The 2175-nt window shown below is 74.1% G+C and carries 2 protein-coding genes; both read right to left on the bottom strand.

Features of this window, described 5'->3' with window-relative positions:
- Positions 1–208: hypothetical protein (locus GSY69_RS14805; RefSeq protein WP_235936572.1), on the bottom strand; the 208-nt coding region annotated here is incomplete at its 3' end.
- Between the two features lie 26 nt (positions 209–234).
- Positions 235–1911, bottom strand: coding sequence for an LPXTG cell wall anchor domain-containing protein (locus tag GSY69_RS15255; RefSeq protein ID WP_160954381.1), 1677 nt, complete (start codon positions 1909–1911; stop codon positions 235–237).
- Positions 1912–2175 lie beyond the last annotated feature (264 nt).

Below are 2175 nucleotides of genomic sequence, written 5' to 3'. Positions count from 1 at the left end.
CCCTGGCCCAGGCGCGCACACGGCGGCCGTCCCGCGGCGGGCGGGGCACGCCGGCCGCGCCGGGCAGCGCCCGGACAGCGCGCAGGGCGCCCCCGACCTCCTCGCTCTGCCCCATGAGAACGAGTCGGTCGGAGGCGCCCAGCGGTGCGGGAGCCAGCGGGGTGCCGGCGAGCACGATCGTGCTCAGATCCAGCTCGACGGCCCCCACCGGTCGCGCGTGCCCGTGCGTGCGGCTCAGAAGTCGGCCGGATCGGCCGAGTCTGCGCGGCGGCGGGTGATGATGACGGCGGCGGCGCCCACGACGAGCAGCCCGGCGCCCAGCGCCAGCCCGGTCATCTCGGCACCGGTGCGCGGCAGGTCGCTGCCGGCGGAGTCGGTGCTCCCGGAGCCCGAGGCGTCGGACCCGGAGTCGGCACCGGCCGCACCGCCGTTCGAACCGTCGGCCGCACCTGCGCCGTTGGCACCGTCGGCCCCATTCGCGCCGTCGGAACCGCCGGCGCCGTTCGACCCGTTGGCACCGTTCAACCCATCGGAGCCGCCAGCGCCGTTCGCGCCGTCGGACCCGTTCGAGCCGTTGGACCCGTCGGACCCATTGGAGCCGCCGGCCCCGTCGGTTGCGGCCGCACTCTGGTCCGCGTCCGCGGCGCGCGTCGTCACGACCTTGAACGAGCCGGCCTCATCGACCTTGTTGCCCGTCACCTCGAGCTTGTAGGTGCCGAGCACCGGGGCGGTCTTCGAGCGGACGCCGAAGCGCGCGACGCCCTTCGCGTCGGTCTTCTTCATCTGCTCGAACGGCTTGACCTTGCCCTGCGCCTGCTCGACGGAGAGGGTGACCTCCGTGTTCGCCGGGGCGTGCTCGAGCACGATCGAGACCCCGCCGTCGGAATCGGAGAACTCCGTCGTGGAGATCCGCTCGGGATCCACGCGCAGGGTGGGCTGCTGGACGGCGGCCGAGCTCGACGGCCCGGCGGCCGTCGAGGGCGCGGCGGTGCCAGGGGCCGTCGTCGGGGCGCCGGTGGTCGCCGGTGCCGTCGTGGTGGGCGTGGCGGCCGGCGTGGTCGCCGGCGCGGCCGTGGTGGGCTTCGCGCTCGGTGCCTGCGTCGTCGCGGGCGCGGTGGTGGGCGCCTGCGTGGTGGGCGCCGCCGTGGTAACCGGCGCCTTCGTCGTGGGCGCCGCCGACGTCGCGGGCGCGCTGCTCGCAGGCGTCTGCGGGGCGGTGGTCTGCGGGGCCGTGCTCGGTGCCGGGGCGGAGCTCGATGCCGGGGCGGAGCTCGCGGGGGCCGTGCTCGACTGCGCCGGCGCGGGGGCCGGAGTGGTCGTCGTGGGCGCGGTATCCGCGACGACCTCGAACTCGACGGGCTTCGTCTTCGTTTTGGTCGAGACGTCCGTGAGGGAGAGCTCGTAGGTGCCGGTCGGCACCTTCTGTCCCTTGTCCACGGTGAAGAAGTACGTGCCGTTGACCGTGCCCTTGGCTGTCACGGTGAGCTCGGTGCCGGGCGTGTAGTCCTTGCCGTCGGGGGCGACGACGGTGACGGTCGCCTTCGAGTTGGCCGAGAAGCCGGTGCCGGTGAACTTCAGGCCCTTGGCCTGGTCGCCGATCACCGACTGCTTGACGGTGGCGCTCTCCACCTGGGCGGCGGGGCCGTCGGCCTTCGCCGTCGCGGTGCTGGTCTTGGGTGCGCTCGTACTCGCCGGGGCCGACGGGGCTGCGCTGGCCGCGGGCGCCGAGGACGTCGGCACGGCGCGGGCGGGCCCGGCCGTTGCGGACGGCAGCACTGCGGCGCCGTCCTCCTCGGACTGTGCGGGAGCGCTCGTCGGAGCGGTGGAAGCGGCGGCGGGTGCGGCGATGATGCCGGTAACCGCGGCGGCTGCTACTGCGGGGGCAAGTACAAGACTTTTGAAAGTCTTCACAGTATGGCCTTTCGGTTGTGGCTTCACGTCCACGCAAAAGGCGATAGCGACATCCCGCCCATCCTTGGCAAAGGGGGAAGGCACCATCGGCGCGGGCGTAGTTCGTGCTCCACTGTAGAGCATGGGCTGAGCGAACACGCGGAATCGTGTGAACACGCCGCCCCAACCGTTGCGGGATCGTGATATGGGCGCGGGCCTCCCCGGCGGCGCAGCCGCTCCGGCCCCGGTGCGGCCCCGCCCGGCGCGGCCAGCCCGGCGGCCGCC

Source organism: Brevibacterium rongguiense (assembly GCF_009857845.1).
GTDB classification, from domain to species: domain Bacteria; phylum Actinomycetota; class Actinomycetes; order Actinomycetales; family Brevibacteriaceae; genus Brevibacterium; species Brevibacterium rongguiense.
This window is presented reverse-complemented; position numbering and strand designations above follow the sequence as displayed.